Below are 23,088 nucleotides of genomic sequence, written 5' to 3' on the forward strand. Positions count from 1 at the left end.
CGGGCCGTCGGCTCCCCCGAGAATCCCCCCGAGAAGGTGCAAACGATGTCAGTCGCCGTGCAGGGCGCCACCGGCAAGGGCAGCCGGGAGCGCGAGCAGCGTCCGGGCCTGCTGGAACGCGTCAAGCGCTCCTACGCCAAGCACTGGTACGCCTACGCGATGATCGCCCCGGTCGTGCTGGTGCTCGGCGTGCTGGTGCTCTACCCGCTCGTCGAGGGCGTCTGGCTCACCCTCACCGACGCCAACAGCCTCAACGTCGCCCGCAAGATCGGCGTCAACGAGATCCCGGCCAGCTACAACTTCGTCGGCTTCCACAACTACGCCGACATCCTGTGGGGCCCCGGCTCGTACGACCGCTTCTGGTCGCACTTCGTCTGGACCATCGCCTGGACGGCGGTCTGCGTCTTCCTGCACTACACCCTCGGTCTGGGCCTCGCCCTGCTGCTCAACAAGAAGCTGCGCGGGCGCGCCGCCTACCGGCTGCTGCTGATCCTGCCCTGGGCCGTGCCGACCTTCGTCACCGTCTTCTCCTGGCGCCTGATGCTCGCCGACGGCGGCGTCGTCAACGGCATCCTCTCCGCGCTGCACCTGCCCGAGCCCGGCTGGCTCACCGACCCGTGGGCGCAGAAGGCGGCCGCCATCCTGGTCAACACCTGGGCCGGCGTGCCGTTCATGATGATCTCGCTGCTCGGCGGCCTGCAGTCGATCCCGTCCGAGCTGTACGAGGCCGCCGAGATGGACGGCGCCACCCCCTGGCAGCGCTTCCGGTACGTCACCATGCCCGGGCTGCGCACCGTCTCCTCCACCGTCGTCCTGCTCGGCGTGATCTGGACGTTCAACCAGTTCAACGTCATCTTCCTGCTGTTCGGCACCGGCGCGCCGGACGCCCAACTGCTGGTCACCTGGGCCTACCGCCTCGGCTTCGGCCAGATTCCCCGGGACTACGCGCAGTCCGCCGCCTACGGCGTGATCCTGCTGTCCATCCTGATCGTCTTCACCGCCTTCTACCGGCGCTGGCTCGCCCGCAACGAGCAGGCCAACGGCTGAGGCCCCGGACCCAGTTGACCCACGAAGGCAGGTACCCCCGATGAGCACCACCACCGAACGCCCGGCCCCCGCGGCCACCGCGACCGCGGCCCCGGCCGCCCGGCCGGCCAAGGTCCGCCGCCGCGGCGAGAGCAGCCCGCTGGCCCGGGCGCTGTCCCACGGCACCCTGATCGTGGCCAGCCTGATCGCGCTGTTCCCGGTCGGGTGGATCCTCTTCGTCTCGCTCGGCCCGGACAAGACCGACTACCTCCACCCCGGCGGCATCCTCGACAAGCTCACGCTGTCGAACTACCAGCACGTGCTGTCCGACACCGACTTCTTCACCTGGTTCGGCAACGCCCTGCTGGTCTCCGGCATCACCACCGTGTTCGGCGTCATGCTCGCCGCCACCACCGGCTACGCCGTCTCCCGGATGAAGTTCCCCGGGCACAAGCCGCTGATGTGGTCGCTGCTGGTCACCCAGATGTTCCCGATCGCGGTGCTGATCGTGCCGATGTACACGATGCTCTCCGAACTCGGCCTGCTGGACAGCTACACCGGCCTGATCCTGGTGTACTCGACCACCACCGTGCCGTACTGCGCCTGGCTGCTGAAGGGCTACTTCGACACCATCCCGGTGGAGATCGACGAGGCCGGCCGGGTCGACGGGCTCAGCCCGTTCGGCACCTTCTGGCGGCTGGTGCTGCCGCTCGCCCGCCCGGGCCTGGCGGTCGCCGCCTTCTACTCCTTCCTCACCTACTGGGCCGAGGTGCCGTTCGCCTCGACGTTCATGCTCAGCTCCGACAAGTACACGCTGGCCGTCGGCCTGCAGACCTTCGTCAGCGAGCACGACGCGCAGTGGAACCTGATGGCCGCGACCGCGGTGCTGATCGCGATCCCGTCCGCGGCCTTCTTCTACCTGGTGCAGCGCCACCTGGTCACCGGCCTGACCGCCGGTGCCTCCAAGTCGTGACGCCCGACGCCGAAGACCTCGCGCGCCCGGCCCCCCGCTCCTCCGATCCCCGAGGGATACCGTCCATGACCCAGAACCTGGCCGACACCTCCCGGCCCGTCGCCGACACCGCTCACGAGGCGAACGTCCGCGCGCCCAGAGACTGGTGGCGGGACGCGGTCATCTACCAGGTGTACCCGCGCAGCTTCGCCGACTCCAACGGCGACGGCATGGGCGACCTGCCCGGCGTCCGCAGCCGCCTGCCGTACCTGCGGGACCTCGGCGTGGACGCGGTCTGGCTCTCGCCGTTCTACGCCTCGCCGCAGGCGGACGCCGGCTACGACGTCGCCGACTACCGCGCGGTGGACCCGATGTTCGGCACCCTGCTGGACGCCGACGCCCTCATCCGGGACGCCCACGCCCTGGGGCTGCGGATCATCGTCGACCTGGTCCCCAACCACTCCTCGGACCAGCACGAGTGGTTCCAGCGCGCCCTGCGGGAGGGCCCCGGCTCCCCGCTGCGCGACCGCTACCACTTCCTCCCCGGCAAGGGCGAGAATGGCGAACTGCCGCCCAACGACTGGGAGTCCATCTTCGGCGGCCCGGCCTGGACGCGCACCGAGAACCCGGACGGCACCCCCGGCGACTGGTACCTGCACCTGTTCGCCCCCGAGCAGCCCGACTTCAACTGGGAGAACCGGGCGGTCGCCGACGAGTTCCGCTCGATCCTGCGGTTCTGGCTCGACATGGGCGTGGACGGCTTCCGCATCGACGTCGCCCACGGCCTGGTCAAGGCCCCCGGTCTGCCCGACCTCGGCGGCTCCGACCAGCTCAAGCTGCTCGGCAACGACGTCATGCCGTTCTTCGACCAGGACGGCGTGCACGAGATCTACCGCAGCTGGCGCAAGATCCTCGACGAGTACCCGGGCCGGCGGATCGGCGTCGCCGAGGCCTGGACCCCGACCGTCCAGCGCACCGCCAACTACGTCCGCCCGGACGAGCTGCACCAGGCCTTCAACTTCCAGTACCTGGGCACTGATTGGGAGGCCGCCGCGCTGCGCGAGGTGATCGACCTCTCGCTCGACTCGATGCGCCCGGTCGACGCCCCCACCACCTGGGTGCTCTCCAACCACGACGTCACCCGGCACGCCACCCGCTTCGCCAACGAGCCCGGCCTCGGCACCCAGATCCGCACCGCCGGCGACCGCGAACTCGGCCTGCGCCGCGCCCGCGCCGCCACCCTGCTGATGCTCGCGCTGCCCGGCTCCGCGTACATCTACCAGGGCGAGGAGCTCGGCCTGCCCGACGTCACCGACCTGCCCGACGAGGTGCGCCAGGACCCGTCGTTCTTCCGCCAGGCCGGGCAGGACGGCTACCGCGACGGCTGCCGCGTCCCGATCCCGTGGTCCGGCACCGAGGCCCCGTACGGCTTCGGCCCCGTGGCCGGCGGCCCGTCCTGGCTGCCGCAGCCGGCCACCTGGGCCGAGCTGAGCGTCGAGGCGCAGACCGGCGACCCGACCTCCACCCTGGAGCTCTACCGCAGCGCGCTGGCCGTCCGCCGGACGCAGGCCGACCTCGGCGCCGGCACCGGTGTCGAGTGGCTGGACGCCCCCGAGGGGACCCTCGCCTTCCGCCGCGGCTCCTTCGTCTGCACCGTGAACACCACCGGTGAGCCGGTGCGGATCGCGGCCCCCGGTACGCTGCTGCTCGCCTCGACCGACCTCGTGGTGGAGGGCGGAGAGACGGTGCTCGCTCCGGACAGCACCGGCTGGTGGGCGGTCTGACGTGGTTGCAATAGGCTCTGGGACCGTGACTACGGCGCGACTCTCAGACATCGCGGCACAGGCGGGGGTCAGCGAAGCCACCGTCTCCCGCGTGCTCAACGGCAAGACGAACGTCTCCGCCACCACCCGGCAGACCGTGCTGGCGGCGCTCGACGTGCTCGGGTACGAGCGGCCGACCCGGCTGCGCCAGCGCAGCGCCGGGCTGATCGGCCTGATCACGCCGGAGTTGAGCAACCCGATCTTCCCCGCACTGGCGCAGGTGATCGAGCAGGTGCTCAGCCGGCACGGCTACACGCCGGTGCTGTGCACCCAGACGCCCGGCGGATCCACCGAGGACGAACTGGTGGAGATGCTGGTGGACCGGGGCGTGGCGGGCATCGTCTTCGTCTCCGGACTGCACGCCGACACCACGGCCGACCACGACCGCTACGCGCGGCTGGCCGGGCGCGGGGTGCCGTTCGTGCTGATCAACGGCTTCAGCGAGAAGATCGACGCGCCGTTCATCTCGCCGGACGACCGGGCGGCGATGTGGATGGCCGTCCAGCACCTGGCCGAACTCGGGCACGAGCGGATCGGGCTGGCCGTCGGGCAGCGCCGGTACGTGCCCGTGCTGCGCAAGATAGAAGGCTTCACGGCGGCGATGCGGGAGGTGCTCGGGCTCAGCCAGGAGGAGGCCGAGGGACTCGTCCGCCATACGCTGTTCAGCGTGGAGGGCGGCCACGCGGCGGCCGGCGCGCTGCTCGACAAGGGCTGCACGGCGATCGTCTGCGGGAGCGACATGATGGCGCTCGGGGCGATCCGGGCGGTGCGCCAGCGCGGGCTGTCGGTGCCGCAGGACGTGTCGGTGGTCGGCTTCGACGACTCGCCGCTGATCGCCTTCACCGAGCCGCCGTTGACCACGATCCGCCAGCCGGTCGAGGCGATGGCCACGGCGGCGGTGGACGCGCTGCTGGAGGAGGTCGGTGGGAACGCGGTCCAGCGCGGCGAGTTCATGTTCCAGCCGGAGCTGGTGATGCGCGGGTCCACGGGGGCCTGCGCGCGCTGAGCGCCGGGCGCCTGGTTCCGAGCGCAGGGCGCTGAGCGCAGGCGCGGGGCCAACGGAAGGACCCCGGAGGGCAGTTGACCTCCGGGGTCCTTCGGTGTGCGCCGGGCCGGCCCCCGTCACGGGGATACGCCGAAGCCCCCGGGGAGAGCGACCGGACTCTCCCCCCGGGGGTGGCGGGTGGCGGCTGACAGGTAACAGCTGACAGATGTTGAAATCTGTCAGCTGTTACCTGTTCTCTGTCATCTGTTCGCCGCCGTCCGTCAGTCGAACCCGACGGCCGACGGCCGACGGTCGTCAGCTGTCAGCTGTCAGCTGTCAGCCGGCGGCCGTTCGCCGTGCTCAGACCCGGCCGGCGAAGTCCGGGGCCCAGTTGGCGATGGTCTGCTCGCGCACGCCCGCGCTCGGGTTGGCGGCCTCGACGTACGTGCCGCCGCCGACGTAGATCGCGACGTGGTAGACGCCCGAGTCCTGGCCGTTGTTGGACCAGAACAGGAGGTCGCCCGGCTGCAGGCTGTCCAGCGAGACGTGGGTGCTGGCGGCGGCCTGGTCGGCGGCGACGCGCGGGACGGAGATGCCCGCGGCGCGCAGCGCGGCCTGGGTCAGGCCGGAGCAGTCCCAGCCGCCGTTGCCGGTGCCGCCGTAGACGTAGGCCTGGCCGACCTTGGACTCGGCGAAGGAGACCGCGGCGGCCATGCTGCCGGTGACGGCCGGGGCCGGGGTCTGCGCCTGGGCGGCGGGCTTGGCAGCCGGGGTCTGCGCCTGGGCAGCGGGCTTGGCGTTCACGGAACCGCCGTTCGCGGACTGACCGGACTTCTGCGAGCGGTTGAACCAGGTGAAGTCCGAGCCGGTGGAGGCCGACTGCTGGGCCTGGCTGCCGTCGCCGAGGGAGAGGTGCTGGCCCGGGTAGATGGTGTCCGGGCCGGCGGTCAGGGTGCCGCGGTTCAGCTCGTACAGCCGCTGCCAGCCGCCCTGGACGTTGTTCTTGTCGGCGATCGAGGACAGCCAGTCGCCCGCGACGACGGTGTAGTCGCCGCCCTGGGCCCACTGCTGACGCTTCTGGGCCCAGTTGCCGGTGGCGGAGTCGGTGGCGGCCTGCGCGTCGGCCTGGGCGGGCGCGGCGGGCTTCGCGGCCGGGGCAGCGGGCTTGGCGGCGGGGGCGGCGGGGGCGGCCGGAGCAGCCGGGGCGGCCGGCTTGGCGGGGGCCGAGGTGTCGATGGCGGCCGGGGTGCCGCCCTTGGTCAGGCCGGCCTTGACCGAGCACACCGGCCAGGCGCCGGGGCCCTGCGAGGCGAGGACCTTCTCGGCGACGGCGATCTGCTGGTCCTTGGTGGCCAGGTTGGCCTGCGAGGCGTAGGCGGTGCCACCGAAGGCGGCCCAGGTGCTGGAGGTGAACTGCAGGCCGCCGTAGAAGCCGTTGCCGGTGTTGATGGCCCAGTTGCCGCCGCTCTCGCACTGGGCGACCTTGTCCCAGGTGGCGACGGAGGCGGCGGAGGCGGTGCCGGAGACGAGGCAGGGGACGGTGAGGCCGACGCCCGCGACGCCGATGGCGGCGATCACACGGCGGGTGCGGCTGGACAGACGGGAGCCGTTGGTGAGCAGCATGAAGACGCGGTCCTCTCCCACGCCTGCGAGGTGAGCTGTCGGATTCGGGCTGGAGTTGCCCGGCCGCGCGTGAGCGCGGCTTCACCCCTAGCCCTGAACCGCTCCTGAGAACGGTCCGGGGCGACTTACCTGTGGGTCCCCCGCTCCTGCCGTGGTGCGTTTTCGCGCTGCCAGGGCATCCGACGGCAGGACTCGGCGTTGCGGATGAACTGGGTCCGTGTGGTCACGAACGGGGAGCACGTTAAGCAGACTTAAGTTCAAACTGCAAATAGCTGTGACGCACCTCACGGTTTAGTGGGAACTGCCAAAATGCCGTGAATTCATGATCGTAAATGATCGTTTTCCGGCAATCGCGTTGCGGATGTCCACAACTGTCCCCGCCTCAGGAGTGGCATGACGGAGCGTCGAAGCGCACAGTGGTGCGCCGGTCGAACCGGGGGAGCGGCCGCGATTCGCGCGCCGGAGAGTGCGCTCGCCATTTCCTGGCAAATAGTTCCAGAACGGACATTCGACTTGATTGGCGCTTAACTCCGGTAACACCTGTAGCGCTCGTGAGTCCGGTAAGTCGCGTAAGTCGCGTAAGTCGCGAAAGCGCCGCGACTCCCGCAACTCCCGTGCGGCGCGGGAGGGGCAGGGGAAGGGCGGAGGAGGAGCACAGCGAAGGGCCCGGAACGGAAAGCCGTTCCGGGCCCGTGGGCGCGCCGGTGGGCGCGCGGAGTCGCTTACTGTCCGGCAGGTCCTCCGGCGGCCGCGTGGGCGCCCCGGGCGCCCTCCACGGCCCCCTCGGCCTCGGCGGCGGCAGCCGCCTCCGCCTCGGCCCGCGCCAGGTCCTCCGGGGACGGCGTGGGCAGCGCGGCCAGGTAGGTGGAGGCGATCAGCTGGCCGACGGTCGGGTAGGCGCCCAGCGGCGCCGCCGACGGGCAGCCGGTCTCCTCGGCCGCGGTGGCGAGCAGCTCGGAGTCGGCCTCCGGCCCGATCACCAGCGGGGCCAGCGCCGGGCGCTGTGAGCCGGTCTCCCTGAGGTGGTCGACGGCCGCGGCCACCGAGCCGGGCACGTCGAGCGCGGCGGCCACGACCGGGATGGCCAGTCGGGCGGCCAGCAGCACGCCGGTGATGCCGGCCGCGGCGGCGGCGTCCTCGCCGCCGACGGTGGTCAGGACCACGCCGTCCGCGGCGGTCGCGATGGCGAACAGCCGGGCCCGGTCGGCGCGCGCCAGTCCGGCTTCGGACAGCCGCACGTGCACCGCCTCGGCCAGCAGCGGGTGCGGGCCCAGCGTGTCGGTGACGGGCGCCCCGTACTCGGCGGCGAGCGCGTGGAGTTCGGGCAGGAAGTCGTGCGGCCCGGGTACCAGCGGCACCAGGACGGGCATCGGCAGCCCGGCCTCGGCGGCCATGGACAGGAGTTCGGCGACGGTGCGCTCCTCGCCGCCCTCGCCCTCGGCGGACTCACCGGGGAGGTAGCCGACCGTGGCCTGGACGCCGTTCTGCTCACTGCGGACGATCGAGAGCAGTTCCTCGACGACCGAGCGGGACTCGGGCCCGGCGGTCGCGGGTACGGCGAGCACCAGGGCCGGGGCGCCGGAGGGGATCTCGGGGCGCTCGGGACGACGGTGGCGCCCCCGCGCACGGGAGCCTGGAGTGCGGACGGGCAGTGGCGCGCCCGGGATGGCTGCGGTGCTCATGCCGGAGATCGTAGGACATCGGCCCGTCCGGCCTGCAGTCGGCTGCCGTACGGAATTCGCGCAGCGTCGGTGCGGACCCGGTGTGTCCGGCCGCGCCGGTCCGGGAGCTTTGCCTGCAATCCGGACATTCTTCGCCCAACCCCCGCTCGGGCACGGGCCATTGTCTTGACGCGCGCCGTGAGGTGCTGCGTTGCAGTCGTGCTGCGTGAGATGTCTCACAGGCCGGGGGGTGCCTGACGGAGGGTCACGGTGGTGCGACTCCCGGCATTCGAAGATCAACATTCAGCGGGGAGCCGCTCACGGCCGGTTATCGCGCGCTCGGCGATTCAGTCGGCTATGTCCGTTTACGTACCGTCAGGAGAAGGCCCCGTGAAGAGTTCGGGGCTGCGGGCGAAGGGCCTCGTGCACCTGCAATGTCCCGTGCTGATGCACGTGCACTGCAGCTATCATCGCGTCAAGTGAGGCGTTGTGCCGGACCGGTACGGGGCCGGTCCGTTCGTTCGGCGGTGCCGGGGGCGCCGCGCTGGACAACAACTCCGGAGCTCTTCGGGAGACTTCTATGCACGACTCGCAGGACACGCACGGCTCGTACGACACCTACAACGGGATGGCCGCGGTCGATCTCCAGGGGGTGGTCTGGCAGAAGAGCCGGCACAGCAACTCCCAGGGCAACTGCGTCGAGTTCGCGGCCCTGCCGGGCGGCGATGTGGCGATGCGCAACTCGCGCTTCCCGGACGGTCCGGCCCTCATCTACACCCGGGCCGAGATCGCCGCCCTGCTGCTGGGGGCCAAGGACGGGGAGTTCGACCACCTGGCGGTCTGACCGGCCGCCGTGCTTCACCATCGGGGGGCCGTCGTGGGTGCCGACACCACGACGGCCTTTGTCTTTTCCGCTGTCTTCGCTGCCGCCGCCCTCGGGGCCGCCGGGCTCGGGACCGCGGTTTGCGGAACTGCCGCCCTCGGGGCAGCTGCGTTCGGGGCCGCCGCGTTCGGGATCGCCTGCGGGGCCGCCGGCCGGGGTTGACCACCGGCTGGGGCTGGCGGAAGGGTCCGGGGTGTGGTCCTCCCGGGGTTCCCCTCGACCTGTCACGCGGCTCGCCGTCCGACCCGCTGCCGGGTCCACCGTCCGACCTGCCGCTCGACGCGCCACTCGGCCTGCCGTCCGACCTGACGCCGCAGTCGTGTCCGGAGCCGTGGCCGTGGCTGTAGCTGGTGGTGCCGGAGCCGTGGCCGGGCGTGCCGTCCGAGCTGCCACCGGACCGGGCGCCGGGTCCGTCCTCCGACCGCGCACCGGGCGGGCCGCACGCCGCCCGGTGCTAGGCCGAGCGCCGGTGCCGTCCACCGACGTCGACCGGTCCGCCGAGCGGTTCGAGCGCCGAGCGTCCGCCGAGCTCCGGGTGCCCGTCGAACGGCCCGCCCGCCGGCTCCGCCTCGAACATGGCCCAGACCACCTTGCCGCTGCCCAGCGGGTGCCAGCCCCAGGAGCGGCTGAAGGACTCCACCAGGTGCAGTCCGCGGCCCGATTCGGCGACGAAGTCCGCCTCCCGGGCCACCGGGCCGATGCTGCTCGGGTCGCTCACCGCGCAGACCACCTGGGGTGCGCGGTGCACCAGGCTTATTCGGATCGGCAACCGCCCGTCCGGGGCCGGCTGTGTGGGAAAGTCGTACTCGCCCTGGGCACAGCCCGCCGGGTCGGGCCGTGCGCCGATCGCATGCCGGAGCGCGTTGGTCACGAGTTCCGAGGCCACCAGCGCGACGTCGTCGAACAGCTCCGGCAGTCCCCAGCGCTGGAGCGTGGTCCGGGCGAAGTCGCGTGCGGTTCTGACGGCTTCGAAGCGAGGAGCGAGCGTACAGGTGACCACATGGGGGTCAACCGCCAAAGCCGTACCGGTGCTCATGAAGAGCTCCTCCCATAAGGGGGCGGACACGGCTGGACCCGCCGGGGTCATGCCGGTCACCTCCGACTCGCTCGGCCGCACGGCCGCCCCCTCGACCACACGCGCGCGCACTCGAACGCCCGGTGGCGCGGGGGACGCCGTCGGACCGGTGCACGGAGTCGCGCGTGGGGTCGACGCGGAGCCCGCGGGATTGCCAGGGATGTGCAGGTGCACGTGCACCATGGTGGTGTGCGCTCACTGCAGATGCAAGAGTCGATTCACGTGCAGTCGCACTATTGGCATATGCAAACGCCGGATGCACGTGCATCCTGGTGTGCGGAGTGCAGAACTGATAGGAACATCCGTCAGTATCGGCACCGTGAGCGCTCAACTGATGGCAGACTGTGCGCTGTTTGCCCTAGGTGGAGGTTTCGACCGCATGACCACAGTTCAGCCGGGCGGCGGCTCGATGGTCCGCCGGATCCTCCTCGGCTCGCAGCTGCGCCGCCTGCGAGAGGCGCGCGGCATCACCCGCGAGGACGCGGGCTACGCGATCCGGGCCTCCGAGTCCAAGATCAGCCGCATGGAACTCGGCCGCGTCAGCTTCAAGGAGCGGGACGTCGCCGACCTGCTCAGCCTGTACGGCGTCGACGACGGGATCGAGCGGGAAGCCCTGCTCGGCCTGGTCCGCGAGGCCAACAAGTCCGGCTGGTGGCACAGCTTCAACGACGTGCTGCCGGGCTGGTTCCAGACCTACGTCGGACTGGAGGAGGCCGCCCAGCTGATCCGCACCTACGAGGTGCAGTTCATCCCCGGGCTGCTGCAGTCCGAGGAGTACGCACGGGCGGTTTTCGGCCAGAGTCGGCCGGTCATCAGCGAGGAGGAGGTCGAGCGGCGGGTCAGCCTCCGGCTGCGCCGCCAGAAGCTGCTGGCCGAGGGCGGCAGCCCGCGCCTGTGGGCGGTCATCGACGAGGCCGCGCTGCGCCGGCCGGTCGGCGGGCCCAGGGTGATGCGCGGTCAGGTGCAGTACCTGATCGACGTCGCCGAGCAGGCCAACGTGGTGATCCAGGTCATGCCGTTCCGCTTCGGCGCGCACGCGGGCGAGTCCGGGGCGTTCACGATCCTGCGTTTCCCGGAGCAGGACCTCGCGGACGTGGTTTACCTGGAGCAGCTCACCAGCGCGCTCTACCTGGACAAGCGGGACGACGTCGACGCGTACATCCAGGTCATGGAGCGGCTCTGCGTGGACAGCCTCACGCCGGAGCGGACCATAGACCTGCTCGCCTCGATCCTCAAGGAGCGCTGAGCCCCTGCCGTTCGGGCCCGGGGGCTCCCTCTCTCGCGGAGCCCCCGGCGCAGCAGGTCGCCACTGGCAGGCCGCCCACCCGCAGTCAACCGCGGGCCGGCGGCCTTTCGCGTTCCGGCGGGTCGGCCTGCGGCGGCCGGCCGAGGTGCCAGGGCAGGTCGTAGCGGCGGAAGAGGTCGGCCCGGATCGGGGCCAGCGGGATCTCGGCGCCCGGCAGCAGCACCCCGATGCAGCCGCCCATCAGCGCGCTGCGCAGCACCGCGTGTTCGGCGGCCGGGTCCGGTGCGCCCCAGTCGTGCAGCAGTCCCTGCAGGATGGCGCCGAGCTGCTGCTGCTCCGGGTCCTGGACGAAGGCGCCGGCGTCCGGGTCGAGGATCAGTGCCAGGTGGGAGCGCATCACCCGGGGGTGGTCCATCGCCAGTCCGAGGACGGCGTCGATGGCGCGGGCCAGCCGGGCCTCGGGGGAGGCGCCGGGGGCCAGTTCCGCCAGCGCGGTGGACAGCGACTGGTGCATCATCCGGTGTGTCGCGGACTGCATCAGAAGTCGTTTGCCGTCGAAGTAGTAGGAAAGCAGCCCGCGGGCGAGCCCGGCCCGTTCGGCGATGTCGGTCAGTGTGGTGCCCGCGTAACCGCGCTGGTCAACCAGCTCGACGGTGGCCCGCATGATGCGTCGGCGGGAGCGTTGCCGCATCTCCTCATTGACCGAATCCCCGCGAGGTGCCATCGTGTCTGCTCCGAACGTTCGTTGGCTCCGGGCCAATATACTTGCGAAGCCGACAGCCGCCCCGTGGAACCGTGCCCCGACGGGCACCGCCCGGGCGGCCGCTACCAAGACGGGCCGGCTCCACCAACACGGGGGTTTGGTGGAGCCGGCGCCATTGCTCGACGGTCATCGCCCGACGATCGGGGGCCGGCCGCGAGCGGGAGCCCATGGATCAGTGCTTGCTCAGGACTTCGGTCCGGGCTGTCGTCGACCCGGCTGACTGATAATCATAATCGGCCACCGGTGCGGGGGCTGACACCCGGCGTCCCTCCAGCAGGGCCCCGACCGCCGCGACCACCAGTCCGAGCAGCGCGACCGCCGTGACGAACACCAGCGCCGGCCGGTATCCGTCCAGCTGGGCCTGCGGGCTGTCCCCGCCCGCGCTGCCGGCCGTGATCATCGCGGTCGCCCCGGCCAGCACCACCGCGGTGCCGACCTGGATCGCGGTGTTCACCAGGCCCGAGGCGAGGCCCTGCTCCTCGTCGGCCACGCCGTCGGTGGCGGCGATGTTCACCGAGGGGAAGGCGAGCGCGAAGCCCACCCCGAGCAACAGCATCGAGGGCAGCACCAGGCCGAGGTAGGAGCTGTGCTCGTCCAGCCGCAGGAACAGGGCGAAGGCGCTGACCAGGGCCAGCAGGCCGATCGGCAACAGCCGCCCGGTGCCGAAGCGGTCCACGATCGGGCCCATGAACGGTGCCGAGAGGGCGATGAACGCCCCGGCCGGCAGCAGCCCGAGCGCCATCTGGAGGGCCGACCAGCCGAGCAGGTGCTGCAGGTAGAGCGTCACCACGAACTGGAAGCCGCCGTACGCGCCGGCCATCGCGAAGGCGACAAGGTTGGCCTGGGCGACCGAGCCGTTGCGGAAGATGCCGAGCCGGACCAGCGGGTGGGCGGCGCGGCTCTCGATCAGCAGGAAGACGGCGGCCAGCACGGCGACCACGACCAGCGAGCCGAGCGTGCGCAGGCTCAGCCAGCCGGCGCCCTGCGCCTCGGTGACGGTGAACACCAGCAGCAGCACGGTCACGGTGCCGGTGATCGCGCCCAGCACGTCGTAGCCACCCTTGGCACGCTCCTCGACCGGGCGGGGGAGCAGACGGACCGCGAAGACCAGGGCGAGCAGGGCGACCGGGACGGGCATCAGGAAGGTCCAGCGCCAGCCGACCGAGGTGAGCAGGCCGCTCAGCACCAGGCCGAGCGAGAAGCCGCTGGCGGCGCAGGTGGTGTAGATCGACAGCGCGCGGTTGCGGGCCGGGCCCTCGGCGAAGGTGGTGGTGATGATCGACAGGCCGGCCGGGGCGGTGAAGGCGGCGCTGACGCCCTTGAGGAAGCGGGCCGCGATCAGCAGGCCGCCGTCGTCGACGAGGCCGCCGATCAGCGAGGCGGCGGCGAAGGCGCCCAGTGCGACCAGGAACACCCGGCGGCGGCCGAGCAGGTCGGCGGCGCGGCCGCCGAGCAGCAGCAGGCCGCCGTAGCCGAGTACGTAGCCGGAGACGACCCACTGGAGGGTCGAGGTGGAGAGGTGGAGTTCGGAACCGATGGACGGGAGGGCGACGCCCACCATCGAGACGTCCAGGGCGTCCAGGAACATGGCGGCGCAGAGCACGATCAGGGTGCCCCAGAGGCGGGGTGTCCAGCTCAGTCCGCTGGTTGACGAGGTGTCGGGTGACGTGACGGTCGCGGTGGTCATGGGGAGGACAGTACATGCATGTGCATTCAATGCAAGTAAATTAGATGTGAACGCATTAATTTACGGCGCAGGTGCTAGGGTGGCCGAGTGGCTGAACTCGACTCCCCGGCGGAGGCCGGTCTCGTCGCGCGGTGGCGCGAGCTGCTGGCCCGGCACGCTGCGTCCGCCTGCGCACTCGACCGCGAGCTGGGCGAGCGGTTCGGGCTGGGCATGAGCGAGTTCGAGGTGCTGGAACGCCTCGTCGAGGGGTGCGCGGCCGGCGGCGGTCACGCGCTGCGGGTGAGTGAACTGGCGCCCACCGTGCACCTGAGCCAGAGCGCGCTCTCCCGGCTGATCGCCCGCCTGGAGAAGGCCGGACTGGTCACCCGGTCGATGTGCGAGAGCGACCGTCGGGGCATCGTGCTCACCCTCACCGAGGCCGGCCGGGAGCGCTACGAGCAGGCCAGGCCGCTGCATCGCGAAGTGCTGGCGCAGACCCTCGGTGGCGGGTTCGGAGCGGCCTGCGAAGTCCCTTCGGACTGACCGGGCGTGCGCCGGGCCGACCTCCGGGCCGGGCTGACCTCCGGGCCGGGCCGGCTCAGAGGAGCGACCGCAGGCCCGGGGCGACGGCGAGCAGGACGACCGCGGTGGGTGCGGCGAGGGCGGCGGCGGTGAGCCGCAGCCGGTGCGGCACGGAGAGCCGCGGGCGGCCCGCGAGCAGCCGGTCCACCCGCTTCGGGGACTGTGCCAGGCCGGGCGGGCAGGAGCCGAACACCCCGCGGTCCAGGTTGAGTTCGGCCAGGGCGAGGGCCGTGGTGTGCCGGCCGTGCCGGCGAGCGGCGCGGTCGTCGGCCGCCAGCTCGACCAGCTCGGACACCTGGTCCCGGAAGGCGCTGAACACACCCACGCCGGGGAAGCCGGACGCCAGCGCCTGCGCGAACTGCTGCAACCAGTGGTGCCGGGCCCGGACATGGCCGCGCTCATGGCTCAGCACGGCCGCCAGCTCCCGGTCGGTCAGCTGCTGAAGGGCGCCGGTGGTGACCACCAGGCGGGAGTTCGGACCGGGCAGCGACCATGCCTCCGGGCGGAGGTTCTCCAGCACCACCAGGCGCTCCCGACCGCTCCGGGCGGTCGCGATCGACTCCGGCAACTCCGGTGCCCGGCTGGCCAGTTGGGCGTGCCGACGATCGCGCAACGCCTTGGCCGTACGGACCTCGCGGGTGAGTGCCAGCACGGTCTGCACGCCGCCGGCGGCCAGCACCGCGGCGCACAGCCGACCCCAGCCCTCGGCGCCCTGGAGGCCGTACGCGGCCTCCACGCCGTGCGGTGCACCCGAGAACACCAGGGCGCGCAGCTCCGGCAGAGCGGCGGAGGCGGCCAGCACCAGACCCAGCGCGCAGCACAGCAGCACCGCCACGACCAGGCACTGCCACACCAGCAATGCCAGCACCGGTTCGCGCTCCACCCAGCGGGCCCGGGCCAGCAGCCGGGGCGCGACGGTCGAGAGCAGCAGTCCGAGCAGCAGCAGGCCGATCAGGGCAGGCATCGCATGGGCTCCCCGAGTACGCACGGAACGCGACAACGCGCTCCCTGCCAACCTATGCGCCGATGGCACCCGGTGGAACGGCTTTCGACCGGCCAGTGACCAACGCCACGCGCACGGCGGGGTCTTGGCGGGGTCTTGGCGGGGGGGAGCGGGCGCGTCACATGGTCAGGAGCATGGCGAACATGCCGATGCCCATGGCGAGTCGGCAGGCCTGCGGCAGTCCGGCGGTGCCGACCGCGAGGGTGCCGGCCGGGGTGCGCAGCAGCCGGCTGCCGGCCCAGACGGTGTACCCGCCGAAATAGAGGAGGAGGGCGCCGGTCAGCAGCGGGACGCCCAGGCCTGCCGCGTGGTGGTGCTGCCGGTCGGCGGAGACCGCCATCGCGAGGGCCGTGTACGTCATGGCGAGCGCGCCGACGGCGTGGTGCAGCCGGTGGGCCCGCCCGGCGGGGGCGGTGACGGCGGCGAGCAGGAAGGCGGTGGCGGGGAGGCCGAACAGGGCGGCCCAGACGGCGGGCGGGACGGTGGCGCCGGTGACGGCCATCGCGGCCATGCCCAGTCCCATCAGGGCCTCGGCGGCGTCGGACTCCCGCGCGAGCGGGCGGTGCGCGTCGGCCGGTGCGCCCGGTGCGCCCGGTGTGCCCGGGGCCTTCGGGGGGCGCGGGGCGTCCGGGACACAGGGGGAGCGCCGCAGACGGACCAGGCAGGAGGCGCCGGCGGCGGCGGTGAGGAGGGCGAGGAGACAGTTGACCAGGACGGGTCCGTGCAACGGCGGCCTCCCGGGGCGGTGGGGGGACGGGGCGGCGGACAGCCAACAGTGAACAGATGTCAGCGAACAGATGATGAAATCTGTCAGCTGACATCTGTTCGCTGTCATCCGTCCGTCGGTTCGCCGTCCCCGTGCGGGGCGACGATCGTCCGCTCCACGATCACCGCTGTCGGCCGGGAGCGGCCAGGGCGCGTACGGGGGCGCACAGTGGTGACCACCGTGGTGAAACCGTGGCCGCACCTCGGCCGGCCGACGGCGCCGGGGCTCCCGACGCCCTTCCGGCGCCCTCCCGCTGTGCTCCGGCTGTTCTCCCCGACGCCCTCCCCGACGCCCTCCCCACCGTCCTCCCCGCCGCCCCTCCCGCCGCGCCTCAGCCCTGGAGCCGCCCCGAGGCGACCACCCGGCTGAGGAACTGCCGGGTCCGCTCCTCCCGCGGATCGCCGAACACCTGCTCCGGCGGCCCCTGTTCGAGCACCACCCCACCGTCCAGGAAACAGACCTGGTCGGCGACCTCGCGCGCGAAGCCCATCTCGTGCGTGGAGATGACCATCGTCATCCCCTGATCCTTGAGGTCCCGCACCACCGAGAGCACCTCCCCGACCAGCACCGGGTCGAGCGCCGCGGTGATCTCGTCCAGGAGCAGCAGCCGGGGCCCGGTGGCCAGCGCCCGCACGATGGCGACGCGCTGCTGCTGCCCGCCGGAGAGCCGGTCCGGATACTCGGAGGCCTTGGCCGTCAACCCGAGCCGGTCCAGGAGCTCCAGCGCCCGCGCCTCCGCCTCGGCTCGCGCGACCCCGTGCACCCGGCGCGGTGCGAGCGTGATGTTCTGCAGCACGGTCAGGTGCGGGAACAGGTTGTACGACTGGAACACCACCCCGATCCGGCGCCGTACGGCGTCCTGGTCCGCGCGCGGATCGGTGATCTCCTCGCCGTCGAGGAAGACCGCGCCGTCGTCGATGCCCTCCAACAGGTTGACGCACCGCATCAGCGTGGACTTCCCGGAGCCGGAGGCCCCGATCAGCGCCGTGACCGAGTGCTCGGGCACGGCGAGGTCCACGTCCCGCAGCACCACCTGGCTGCCGAAGGTCTTGCGCACCGACTCCAGCCGGAGAACCTCCGCCGTCACACCGCACCTCCCTGGAACTGCCGACGGTTCATCCGCGCGGTCAGCCAGTCGGCGAACCGGGTCAGCGGAATGGTCAGCACGATGAACACCAGCCCCGCGAGCAGGTACGGCGTGAAGTTGAAGGACCGGGACGCGATGATCTTCGCCGCGTACACCGCGTCGATCGCACCGCCGATCGACACCAGTCCGGTGTCCTTCTGCAGGCTCACCAGGTTGTTGAGCAGCGGCGGCACGACTCGCCGGACGGCCTGTGGCAGCACCACGTACCGCATCGCCTGGGCGTTGGTCAGCCCCAGCGACCGCGCCGCGGCCCGCTGGCTCGGGTGCACCGACTCGATGCCGGAGCGGAACACCTCCGACACGTAGGCCGAGTACGTCAGCACCAGCGCCGCCCCGCCCAGCAGCAGCGGATCGGTGGTCACCCCGGTCAGCCGCAGCGCCGGCACCCCGGTGATCATCACCAGTAGGCAGATGATCATCGGCAGCCCGAGGAAGAAGTCCACGTACGCCGTGGCCAGCAGCCGCACCGGCAGGAACACCGGCCCGCGCAGCGTCCGCAGCACCGCGAGCAGCAGGCCGAACACCAGGATCAGCACCCCGCAGCCGAGCATCAGCTCCAGGTTCACCCGGAGCCCCTTCAACACCTCGGGCAGCGCCTGACGGGCGTAGTCGAGGTTGAAGAAGGTCCGCCGAGTCACGTCCCAGCCGGGGGAGTTGACGATCAGCAGGTAGAGCGCGACGGCCGTCGCCAGGGTCGACGCGGCGGCGATCAGCGCCGAGCGGCGGGCCCGGGCACGCCGGTACGCCTCGTGCGCGAGGCGCCGCTCGGACGGGCGGTAGCCGTCGCCCCCGCCTGTCCTCGCCTCCGCCTCTGTCCTCCCCGTCCGCTCCGCCTTTTCCGTGCCCTCCGCCTTCCCCGCCTTCCCCGCCGTCCGTGCGGGCCCATCGGCTCCGGCGGCCGCCGCGTCCCCGCTCACCCCCGGGCTCATGCCAGCGCTCACTTCAGCACCGGTGCCGAGACGGCGTCGGAGAGCCACTGCTTCTCCAGCTTCGCCAGCGTGCCGTCCGAGCGCAGCGCGTCCACCGCCTGCGACACGCAACCGGTCAGCTTGGAGCCCTTGTCCAGCACCAGGCCGAACTGCTCGCCCTTCGGGGCCGCCTCGAACTGACCCACCACCTGGGCCTCGGGCACCTCGGCGCCGGTGATGTAGAAGGCGGTCGGCAAGTCCACCACCAGGGCCTCGATCTGGCCGTTCTTCAGCGCGGCCTTGGCCAGGTCGTTGGAGTCGAAGACGGCCGGCTGCCCGCTCGGCTTGATGACGTTGGTGATGGTGTCCAGGCTGGTGGTGCCGACCTGCGCGCCGAGCTTGGCGCCCCTGAGGTCGGCGATGCTCTTCGCGCCCGCCGCCTTGGAGTTCTTCAGCGCGATGACGGCCTGGCGCACGTCGTAGTAGCCGGAGGAGAAGTCCACCGCCTGCTTGCGCTCGTCGCTGATGGACACCTGGTTGACGTCGAAGTCGAAGTCCTTGGCGCCCGGCGCGGTGGCCTTCCCGAACGGCGCGACCACCCAGCTGACCTTGTCCTTCGGGTAGCCCAGCTTCTCCGCCACGGCGTAGGCCACGGCGGACTCGAAGCCCTTGCCGTTCTCCGGCTTGTCCTCGGCGAACCAGGGGTCGTACGCGGGCTTGTCGGTGCCGACGGTCAGCGTCCCGGCCGTCCGCGTCGCCAGCGCCCCCGGCGCGCAGCCCGCCGCCGTGCCGGTCGAGCCCTGGGCGCCGGCGGCGGTGTCGGACTTCGGGTCCTGCGGCGCGCACGCGCTCAGCGTGGCCGCGGCGGCGACCAGTGCGGCGAGGGACAGTACGGCGGACGGCTTGCGGAGGGTCATGGCGGGGCTCCAGAGGAAGGACCGGGCGTGACGGGTCGGGCGTGACGGGGCAGGTCGGGCGGATCGGGCGTGGCAGCTCGGGTGGGGCGGAAGCGCGGGGCGGGACGGGCCCGGTCCCGGCGGGTGACCTCCCCCCGGTGGCGGCGCCGGAACGCACGCGGCATGGTCGGCGTACGGGCCGGCGTGCGCGGCGCCCTCGAGCCGGATCGGCGCCGGCCGGGTCGACGGCGGCCCGGCAGCCGCTGGTGGCCGGATCAACAGCAGCGGCGACAGCGGCAGCGGGGGCCGCGCGCGTGACAACGACAGCAGGAGCCGGCGTGCCGACGGGAGGGCAGCCGGAACGGGCTGTCGTGGCGTACGGCCACCGTGATCACCGTCGGGAACATGCCGGGAGGTTCGCATCAGAGCGGCGCATCTGTCCAGAACATCCACATCAGTGTCCACATGCCGGACGGCAGGCCTCCCGGCGCAGGTTTTCGGGCCGAGGCGCCACCGCGCCGCAGCTTTGCCGGTCCGGACCCCCTTGAACGAGAGAACCTTTCGTACTTATGGTGTCTCCGTTGAAATAACTCCTGTCGAAGTGAGTCCACGATGCAGAATCTTTCGCCAAGGCTCGCTGCGGCGGCCGACGCCCCCGTCTCGACCCTCGCCGGCCACCCGGCCTGGCTGCGCCTGAAGGAGGCCGTCGAGACCCTGCGGCCGCTGCAGTCCAAAGACGGCTCGATCGACCTGGCCGCCGTCCAGCGCCACACCGTCGACCCGCTGGTCGCCACCGTCCGCGCCGCCGTCGAGGAGCTCGCCCCGCACTTCCCGCACGACGCCGCGTACCTCACCGCCGTCGACGCGGACCTCGCCAAGTGGGGGGAGACCGGCTACCGCGAGCCCGACTTCCTGGACTCGCTGCTCGCCTTCCAGCCCGCCGACCAGCGGGAGGACGGCCTGGAGCACCTGGTCGTCTTCCCGATGTACACCCAGAACGGCAACCCGAACCGCAACCTGGAAGCCGTCCTGCTGCGCGTCGTGTGGCCCGACTGGCTGGCAGAGCTGGAGCGCACCCGCTTCGACAACCCGATGTTCGTGCCGATCACCTTCACGGACTTCACGGCCGGCTACGACACCAACTCCGCCGTGCTCTTCCCCGAGACCGTCTCCGTGCGCAAGGCGCCGGAACGTTTCACCTGGGGTGGCATCTTCTGCGACCGCGAGGCCGCCCGCTTCCGCGCCGTCTCCACCAGCGCCGTCCAGCAGCTCGGCCTGGAGATCCCGGCCGACGCCGAGGGCCTGCTCCAGGACCAGGAGCGCGCGCAGGAGACCTTCGTGCTGTGGGACCTCGTCCACGACCGCACCCACAGCCACGGCGACCTGCCGTTCGACCCCTTCATGATCAAGCAGCGCAGCCCGTTCTGGATGTACGGCCTGGAGGAGCTCCGCTGCGACCTCACCACCTTCAAGGAGGCGGTGCAGCTGGAGGCCGAGGGCAACCGGCACGCCCGCGACGTCCAGTACGCGATCCTCTTCGACCGCATGTTCCGCTTCCCGGTCAGCGGCGACCGCGTCCGCAACTACGACGGCCTCGGCGGCCAGCTGCTCTTCGCGTACCTGCACAAGCACGACGCGCTGCGCTGGCGCGACAACCGCCTCAGCATCGACTGGGAGCGCGCCCCGAAGGTCACCAACGACCTCTGCGCCGAGATCGAGAAGCTCTACCGCGACGGCATCGACCGGCCCAAGCCGGCCCACTGGATCGCCGCCTACGAGCTGGTCTCCCGCTACCTCACCCCGCACCCGGCCTCCACCTGGGCGAAGGGCGCCGAGGCCCTTCCGCTCGACATCACCGACGGCAAGGCCCTGAACAAGGCCCTGTGCGACGCCGTGCTCCCGGACGAGTTCCCGCTGAGCATGTTCTACGAGGCCCTCAACAAGAAGCTGAGCGGCGTCATCGCCTCCACCACCGGCATCACCGGTAACGGCATCCAGGGAGTCGCCGCGTGACCACGTCCACCAACGCCCCGCTGTCCGGCAAGGTCATCGCCGTCGCCGGAGCCAGCGGCCCGGCCGGCCGCGCGGTGCTGCGCCGCCTCACCGCCGACGGCGCCACCGTGATCGGCGCCGACATCGACGCCCAGCGCCTTGAGTCGGCCCTGGACGCCACCCGGGTGGCCGTGCGCGGAGCCAAGGTCAGCGGCCAGGTCATCGACCTGCTCGACCCGCAGGAGGTCCACGACTGGGCCGACCACCTGGAGTCCGAGCACGGCCACGTCGACGGCCTGATCCACCTGGTCGGCGGCTGGCGCGGCAGCAAGACCTTCTTCGACTCCCGGCTGGACGACTGGGACTTCCTGCACGACACCGTCGTGCGGACCCTCCAGCACACCTCGCTGGCCTTCCAGCCCGCGCTGGTCCGAAGCCCCGCCGGCCGCTACGCGATGATCTCCGCCGCGGCCGCGCACAAGCCCACCGCCGGCGGCGCCGCCTACGCGGCCGCCAAGGCCGCCACCGAGGCGTGGACCCTCGCCATGGCCGACTCCTTCAAGAAGGAGACCACCGACCCGGACGGCGAGCCCACCGCGGCGGCTGCGATCCTGGTGATCAAGGCGCTGGTCAGTCCCGAGATGCGGGCCGAGAAGCCGGAGGCGAAGTTCGCCGGCTTCACCGACACCGCCGACCTCGCCGACCACCTGGCGGGCCTCTGGGACCGCCCCGCAGCAGAACTGAACGGACAGCACCTGTGGCTGACAGCCCGATGACCGACCTCTCCCGTACGGACGCGGTACGGCGGCACGACCCCGCCGTCCGCGGCTTCGCCAGCGACAACTACGCCGGCGTGCACCCGGAGGTACTCGCCGCGATCGCCCTCGCCAACGGCGGCCACCAGGTCGCCTACGGCGAGGACGACTACACGGCCCACCTCCAGGACGTCTTCCGCCGCCACTTCGGCGACCAGGCCGAGGCCTACCCGGTCTTCAACGGCACCGGCGCCAACGTGGTCGCCCTCCAGGCGCTGCTCCCGCGCTGGGGCGCCGTGGTCTGCGCCGAGTCCGCCCACATCCACGTGGACGAGGGCGGCGCCCCGGAGAAGATGGGCGGCATCAAGCTGCTCACCGTCCCCACCCCGGACGGCAAGCTCACCCCCGAACTGCTCGACCAGCAGGCCTGGGGCTACGGCGACGAGCACCGCGCGCAGCCGCTCGCGGTCTCCATCACCCAGAGCACCGAGCTCGGCACCCTCTACACCGCCGACGAGATCCGCGCGATCACCGAGCACGCCCACGAGCTGGGCATGCTCGTCCACGTCGACGGCTCCCGCCTGGCCAACGCGGCCGCCTCGCTCGGCCAGCCGCTGCGCGCCTTCACCACCGACGTGGGCGTCGACGTGCTGTCCTTCGGCGGGACGAAGAACGGCCTGCTGTTCGGCGAGGTCGTGGTGGTGCTCAACCCCGAGCGGGTCCGCAACATCAAGTACCTGCGCAAGACCTCGATGCAGCTGGCCTCGAAGATGCGCTTCGTGTCGGTCCAGTTCGAGGCCCTGCTCTCGGGCGACCTCTACCTGCGCAACGCCGGCCACGCCAACGCGATGGCCAGCCGCCTGGAGGCCGCGGTCCGCGACATCGACGGCGTCGAGATCGTCCGCCCGGTCCAGGCGAACGCGGTCTTCGCGATCCTCCCGCGCGAGGTGAGCGAGCGGCTGCAGAAGCGCTACCGCTTCTACTTCTGGAACGAGCACACCGGCGAGGTGCGCTGGATGTGTTCCTTCGACACGACGGAGGCTGACATCGACGCCTTCGCGGCGGCCATCGCCGAGGAGATGGGCCGCGCCTGACGGTGCTCGAACGACGAATCGCCCCTGCCCGGGAGCCCGGGCGGGGGCGATTTGCATGTGGCGGGTCCGTCCCCGTACAGTTCCGGAGTCGCCGCGGGAGACCGGGCTGACAAAGCGGAAAGCGAATCCGATGAATGAAACTCCGGAAAACGGAGCGGAAAACGTCTGATAAGCTGGAAACACGAAAGAACGAAGCCCGGAGGGTCCGCTGGAAGGCGGTCCGAAGGAAGCGTCCGTTCCTT

At 71.7% G+C, this 23,088-nt stretch carries 20 protein-coding genes and 1 riboswitch; of the genes, 10 read left to right on the forward strand and 10 right to left on the reverse strand.

Going from position 1 to position 23,088, the window contains the following annotated elements; genetic code table 11:
• The first annotated feature begins 45 nt into the window (after positions 1-45).
• The 4 genes from AB0Q99_RS06980 (at position 46) to AB0Q99_RS06995 (ending at position 4,807) form a co-directional block, all read left to right on the forward strand.
• On the forward strand, positions 46-1,047 hold the full coding sequence (locus tag AB0Q99_RS06980) for a sugar ABC transporter permease (protein ID WP_363569212.1): 1,002 nt from the start codon (positions 46-48) through the stop codon (positions 1,045-1,047).
• Positions 1,048-1,087: 40 nt separating this feature from the next.
• Positions 1,088-1,999: a carbohydrate ABC transporter permease gene (locus tag AB0Q99_RS06985; RefSeq protein WP_363569214.1), complete on the forward strand. Its 912-nt coding sequence runs from the start codon at positions 1,088-1,090 to the stop codon at positions 1,997-1,999.
• 65 nt (positions 2,000-2,064) lie between these two features.
• Positions 2,065-3,762 (forward strand): glycoside hydrolase family 13 protein, encoded by a 1,698-nt coding sequence (locus AB0Q99_RS06990; RefSeq protein ID WP_363569216.1) that lies wholly within the window; start codon positions 2,065-2,067, stop codon positions 3,760-3,762.
• 25 nt (positions 3,763-3,787) lie between these two features.
• The gene (locus tag AB0Q99_RS06995) at positions 3,788-4,807 is read left to right on the forward strand and encodes a LacI family DNA-binding transcriptional regulator (protein ID WP_363569218.1); all 1,020 of its coding nucleotides are present in this window, start codon (positions 3,788-3,790) and stop codon (positions 4,805-4,807) included.
• Positions 4,808-5,146: 339 nt separating this feature from the next.
• Here the strand turns inward: AB0Q99_RS06995 and AB0Q99_RS07000 are convergent, their stop codons facing one another.
• Positions 5,147-6,430 carry a transglycosylase family protein gene (locus AB0Q99_RS07000; RefSeq protein ID WP_363569220.1) on the reverse strand — a complete coding sequence of 428 codons (1,284 nt, stop codon included), beginning with the start codon at positions 6,428-6,430 and terminating at the stop codon, positions 5,147-5,149.
• Positions 6,417-6,617: riboswitch (cyclic di-AMP (ydaO/yuaA leader) on the reverse strand. (Overlaps the previous gene by 14 nt.)
• Positions 6,618-7,131: 514 nt before the next feature.
• A complete protein-coding gene (locus tag AB0Q99_RS07005) occupies positions 7,132-8,091 on the reverse strand; it encodes a hypothetical protein (RefSeq protein ID WP_363569222.1) in 960 nt (319 codons plus the stop codon).
• Positions 8,092-8,650: 559 nt separating this feature from the next.
• Between AB0Q99_RS07005 and AB0Q99_RS07010 the strand changes: the two genes are divergently transcribed.
• Positions 8,651-8,914: a DUF397 domain-containing protein gene (locus AB0Q99_RS07010; protein WP_363569224.1), complete on the forward strand. Its 264-nt coding sequence runs from the start codon at positions 8,651-8,653 to the stop codon at positions 8,912-8,914.
• 493 nt (positions 8,915-9,407) lie between these two features.
• On the opposite strand, the gene AB0Q99_RS07015 is transcribed toward AB0Q99_RS07010, so the two are convergent.
• Positions 9,408-9,989: an ATP-binding protein gene (locus AB0Q99_RS07015; RefSeq protein ID WP_363569226.1), complete on the reverse strand. Its 582-nt coding sequence runs from the start codon at positions 9,987-9,989 to the stop codon at positions 9,408-9,410.
• 418 nt (positions 9,990-10,407) lie between these two features.
• On the opposite strand from AB0Q99_RS07015, the gene AB0Q99_RS07020 reads away from it, so the two are divergent.
• Positions 10,408-11,274: a helix-turn-helix transcriptional regulator gene (locus AB0Q99_RS07020; protein WP_363569228.1), complete on the forward strand. Its 867-nt coding sequence runs from the start codon at positions 10,408-10,410 to the stop codon at positions 11,272-11,274.
• Between the two features lie 85 nt (positions 11,275-11,359).
• Here the strand turns inward: AB0Q99_RS07020 and AB0Q99_RS07025 are convergent, their stop codons facing one another.
• Both AB0Q99_RS07025 and AB0Q99_RS07030 read right to left on the reverse strand, forming a co-directional pair.
• Positions 11,360-11,965 carry a helix-turn-helix domain-containing protein gene (locus AB0Q99_RS07025; protein WP_363569230.1) on the reverse strand — a complete coding sequence of 202 codons (606 nt, stop codon included), beginning with the start codon at positions 11,963-11,965 and terminating at the stop codon, positions 11,360-11,362.
• A gap of 244 nt (positions 11,966-12,209) precedes the next feature.
• Positions 12,210-13,724, reverse strand: coding sequence for an MFS transporter (locus tag AB0Q99_RS07030; protein ID WP_363569231.1), 1,515 nt, complete (start codon positions 13,722-13,724; stop codon positions 12,210-12,212).
• 87 nt (positions 13,725-13,811) lie between these two features.
• On the opposite strand from AB0Q99_RS07030, the gene AB0Q99_RS07035 reads away from it, so the two are divergent.
• Entirely contained in the window at positions 13,812-14,246 is a 435-nt protein-coding gene (locus tag AB0Q99_RS07035) for a MarR family transcriptional regulator (protein WP_363569233.1), read from the forward strand.
• A gap of 55 nt (positions 14,247-14,301) precedes the next feature.
• On the opposite strand, the gene AB0Q99_RS07040 is transcribed toward AB0Q99_RS07035, so the two are convergent.
• The 5 genes from AB0Q99_RS07040 to AB0Q99_RS07060 form a co-directional block, all read right to left on the reverse strand.
• A complete protein-coding gene (locus tag AB0Q99_RS07040; protein ID WP_363569234.1) occupies positions 14,302-15,249 on the reverse strand; it encodes a M56 family metallopeptidase in 948 nt (315 codons plus the stop codon).
• Positions 15,250-15,406: 157 nt separating this feature from the next.
• On the reverse strand, positions 15,407-16,015 hold the full coding sequence (locus AB0Q99_RS07045) for a DUF5134 domain-containing protein (protein ID WP_363569236.1): 609 nt from the start codon (positions 16,013-16,015) through the stop codon (positions 15,407-15,409).
• A 370-nt stretch (positions 16,016-16,385) separates the two neighbouring features.
• Entirely contained in the window at positions 16,386-17,141 is a 756-nt protein-coding gene (locus AB0Q99_RS07050; protein ID WP_363569238.1) for an amino acid ABC transporter ATP-binding protein, read from the reverse strand.
• Positions 17,138-18,130: an amino acid ABC transporter permease gene (locus AB0Q99_RS07055; protein WP_363569240.1), complete on the reverse strand. Its 993-nt coding sequence runs from the start codon at positions 18,128-18,130 to the stop codon at positions 17,138-17,140. Before AB0Q99_RS07055 ends, AB0Q99_RS07050 begins: the two co-directional genes overlap by 4 nt.
• An 8-nt stretch (positions 18,131-18,138) precedes the next feature.
• Positions 18,139-19,026 carry an ABC transporter substrate-binding protein gene (locus AB0Q99_RS07060; protein ID WP_363569241.1) on the reverse strand — a complete coding sequence of 296 codons (888 nt, stop codon included), beginning with the start codon at positions 19,024-19,026 and terminating at the stop codon, positions 18,139-18,141.
• 591 nt (positions 19,027-19,617) lie between these two features.
• On the opposite strand from AB0Q99_RS07060, the gene AB0Q99_RS07065 reads away from it, so the two are divergent.
• Genes AB0Q99_RS07065 through AB0Q99_RS07075 form a run of 3 tightly spaced genes read left to right on the forward strand, consistent with a single transcriptional unit; the run spans position 19,618 to position 22,846 of the window.
• Complete coding sequence (locus AB0Q99_RS07065) at positions 19,618-21,018, forward strand: DUF6421 family protein (RefSeq protein ID WP_363569242.1); 1,401 nt, start codon at positions 19,618-19,620, stop codon at positions 21,016-21,018.
• Entirely contained in the window at positions 21,015-21,773 is a 759-nt protein-coding gene (locus AB0Q99_RS07070) for an SDR family NAD(P)-dependent oxidoreductase (RefSeq protein WP_363569243.1), read from the forward strand. Before AB0Q99_RS07065 ends, AB0Q99_RS07070 begins: the two co-directional genes overlap by 4 nt.
• The gene (locus AB0Q99_RS07075) at positions 21,770-22,846 is read left to right on the forward strand and encodes a low specificity L-threonine aldolase (RefSeq protein WP_363569293.1); all 1,077 of its coding nucleotides are present in this window, start codon (positions 21,770-21,772) and stop codon (positions 22,844-22,846) included. The genes AB0Q99_RS07070 and AB0Q99_RS07075 overlap by 4 nt, the downstream gene beginning before the upstream one ends.
• Positions 22,847-23,088 lie beyond the last annotated feature (242 nt).

The sequence above is a fragment of the Kitasatospora sp. NPDC086791 genome (assembly GCF_040685975.1).
GTDB lineage: Bacteria > Actinomycetota > Actinomycetes > Streptomycetales > Streptomycetaceae > Kitasatospora.

Excerpts from the sequence above, each read along its gene's own strand:
- AB0Q99_RS06980 (WP_363569212.1), top strand. The coding sequence starts at position 46 with ATGTCAGTCGCCGTGCAGGGCGCCACCGGCAAGGGCAGCCGGGAGCGC.
- AB0Q99_RS06985 (WP_363569214.1), top strand. The coding sequence starts at position 1,088 with ATGAGCACCACCACCGAACGCCCGGCCCCCGCGGCCACCGCGACCGCG.
- AB0Q99_RS06990 (WP_363569216.1), top strand. The coding sequence starts at position 2,065 with ATGACCCAGAACCTGGCCGACACCTCCCGGCCCGTCGCCGACACCGCT.
- AB0Q99_RS07005 (WP_363569222.1), bottom strand. The coding sequence starts at position 8,091 with ATGAGCACCGCAGCCATCCCGGGCGCGCCACTGCCCGTCCGCACTCCA.
- AB0Q99_RS07010 (WP_363569224.1), top strand. The coding sequence starts at position 8,651 with ATGCACGACTCGCAGGACACGCACGGCTCGTACGACACCTACAACGGG.
- AB0Q99_RS07015 (WP_363569226.1), bottom strand. The coding sequence starts at position 9,989 with ATGAGCACCGGTACGGCTTTGGCGGTTGACCCCCATGTGGTCACCTGT.
- AB0Q99_RS07020 (WP_363569228.1), top strand. The coding sequence starts at position 10,408 with ATGACCACAGTTCAGCCGGGCGGCGGCTCGATGGTCCGCCGGATCCTC.
- AB0Q99_RS07025 (WP_363569230.1), bottom strand. The coding sequence starts at position 11,965 with ATGCGGCAACGCTCCCGCCGACGCATCATGCGGGCCACCGTCGAGCTG.
- AB0Q99_RS07030 (WP_363569231.1), bottom strand. The coding sequence starts at position 13,724 with ATGACCACCGCGACCGTCACGTCACCCGACACCTCGTCAACCAGCGGA.
- AB0Q99_RS07040 (WP_363569234.1), bottom strand. The coding sequence starts at position 15,249 with ATGCCTGCCCTGATCGGCCTGCTGCTGCTCGGACTGCTGCTCTCGACC.
- AB0Q99_RS07055 (WP_363569240.1), bottom strand. The coding sequence starts at position 18,130 with ATGAGCCCGGGGGTGAGCGGGGACGCGGCGGCCGCCGGAGCCGATGGG.
- AB0Q99_RS07060 (WP_363569241.1), bottom strand. The coding sequence starts at position 19,026 with ATGACCCTCCGCAAGCCGTCCGCCGTACTGTCCCTCGCCGCACTGGTC.
- AB0Q99_RS07065 (WP_363569242.1), top strand. The coding sequence starts at position 19,618 with ATGCAGAATCTTTCGCCAAGGCTCGCTGCGGCGGCCGACGCCCCCGTC.
- AB0Q99_RS07075 (WP_363569293.1), top strand. The coding sequence starts at position 21,770 with ATGACCGACCTCTCCCGTACGGACGCGGTACGGCGGCACGACCCCGCC.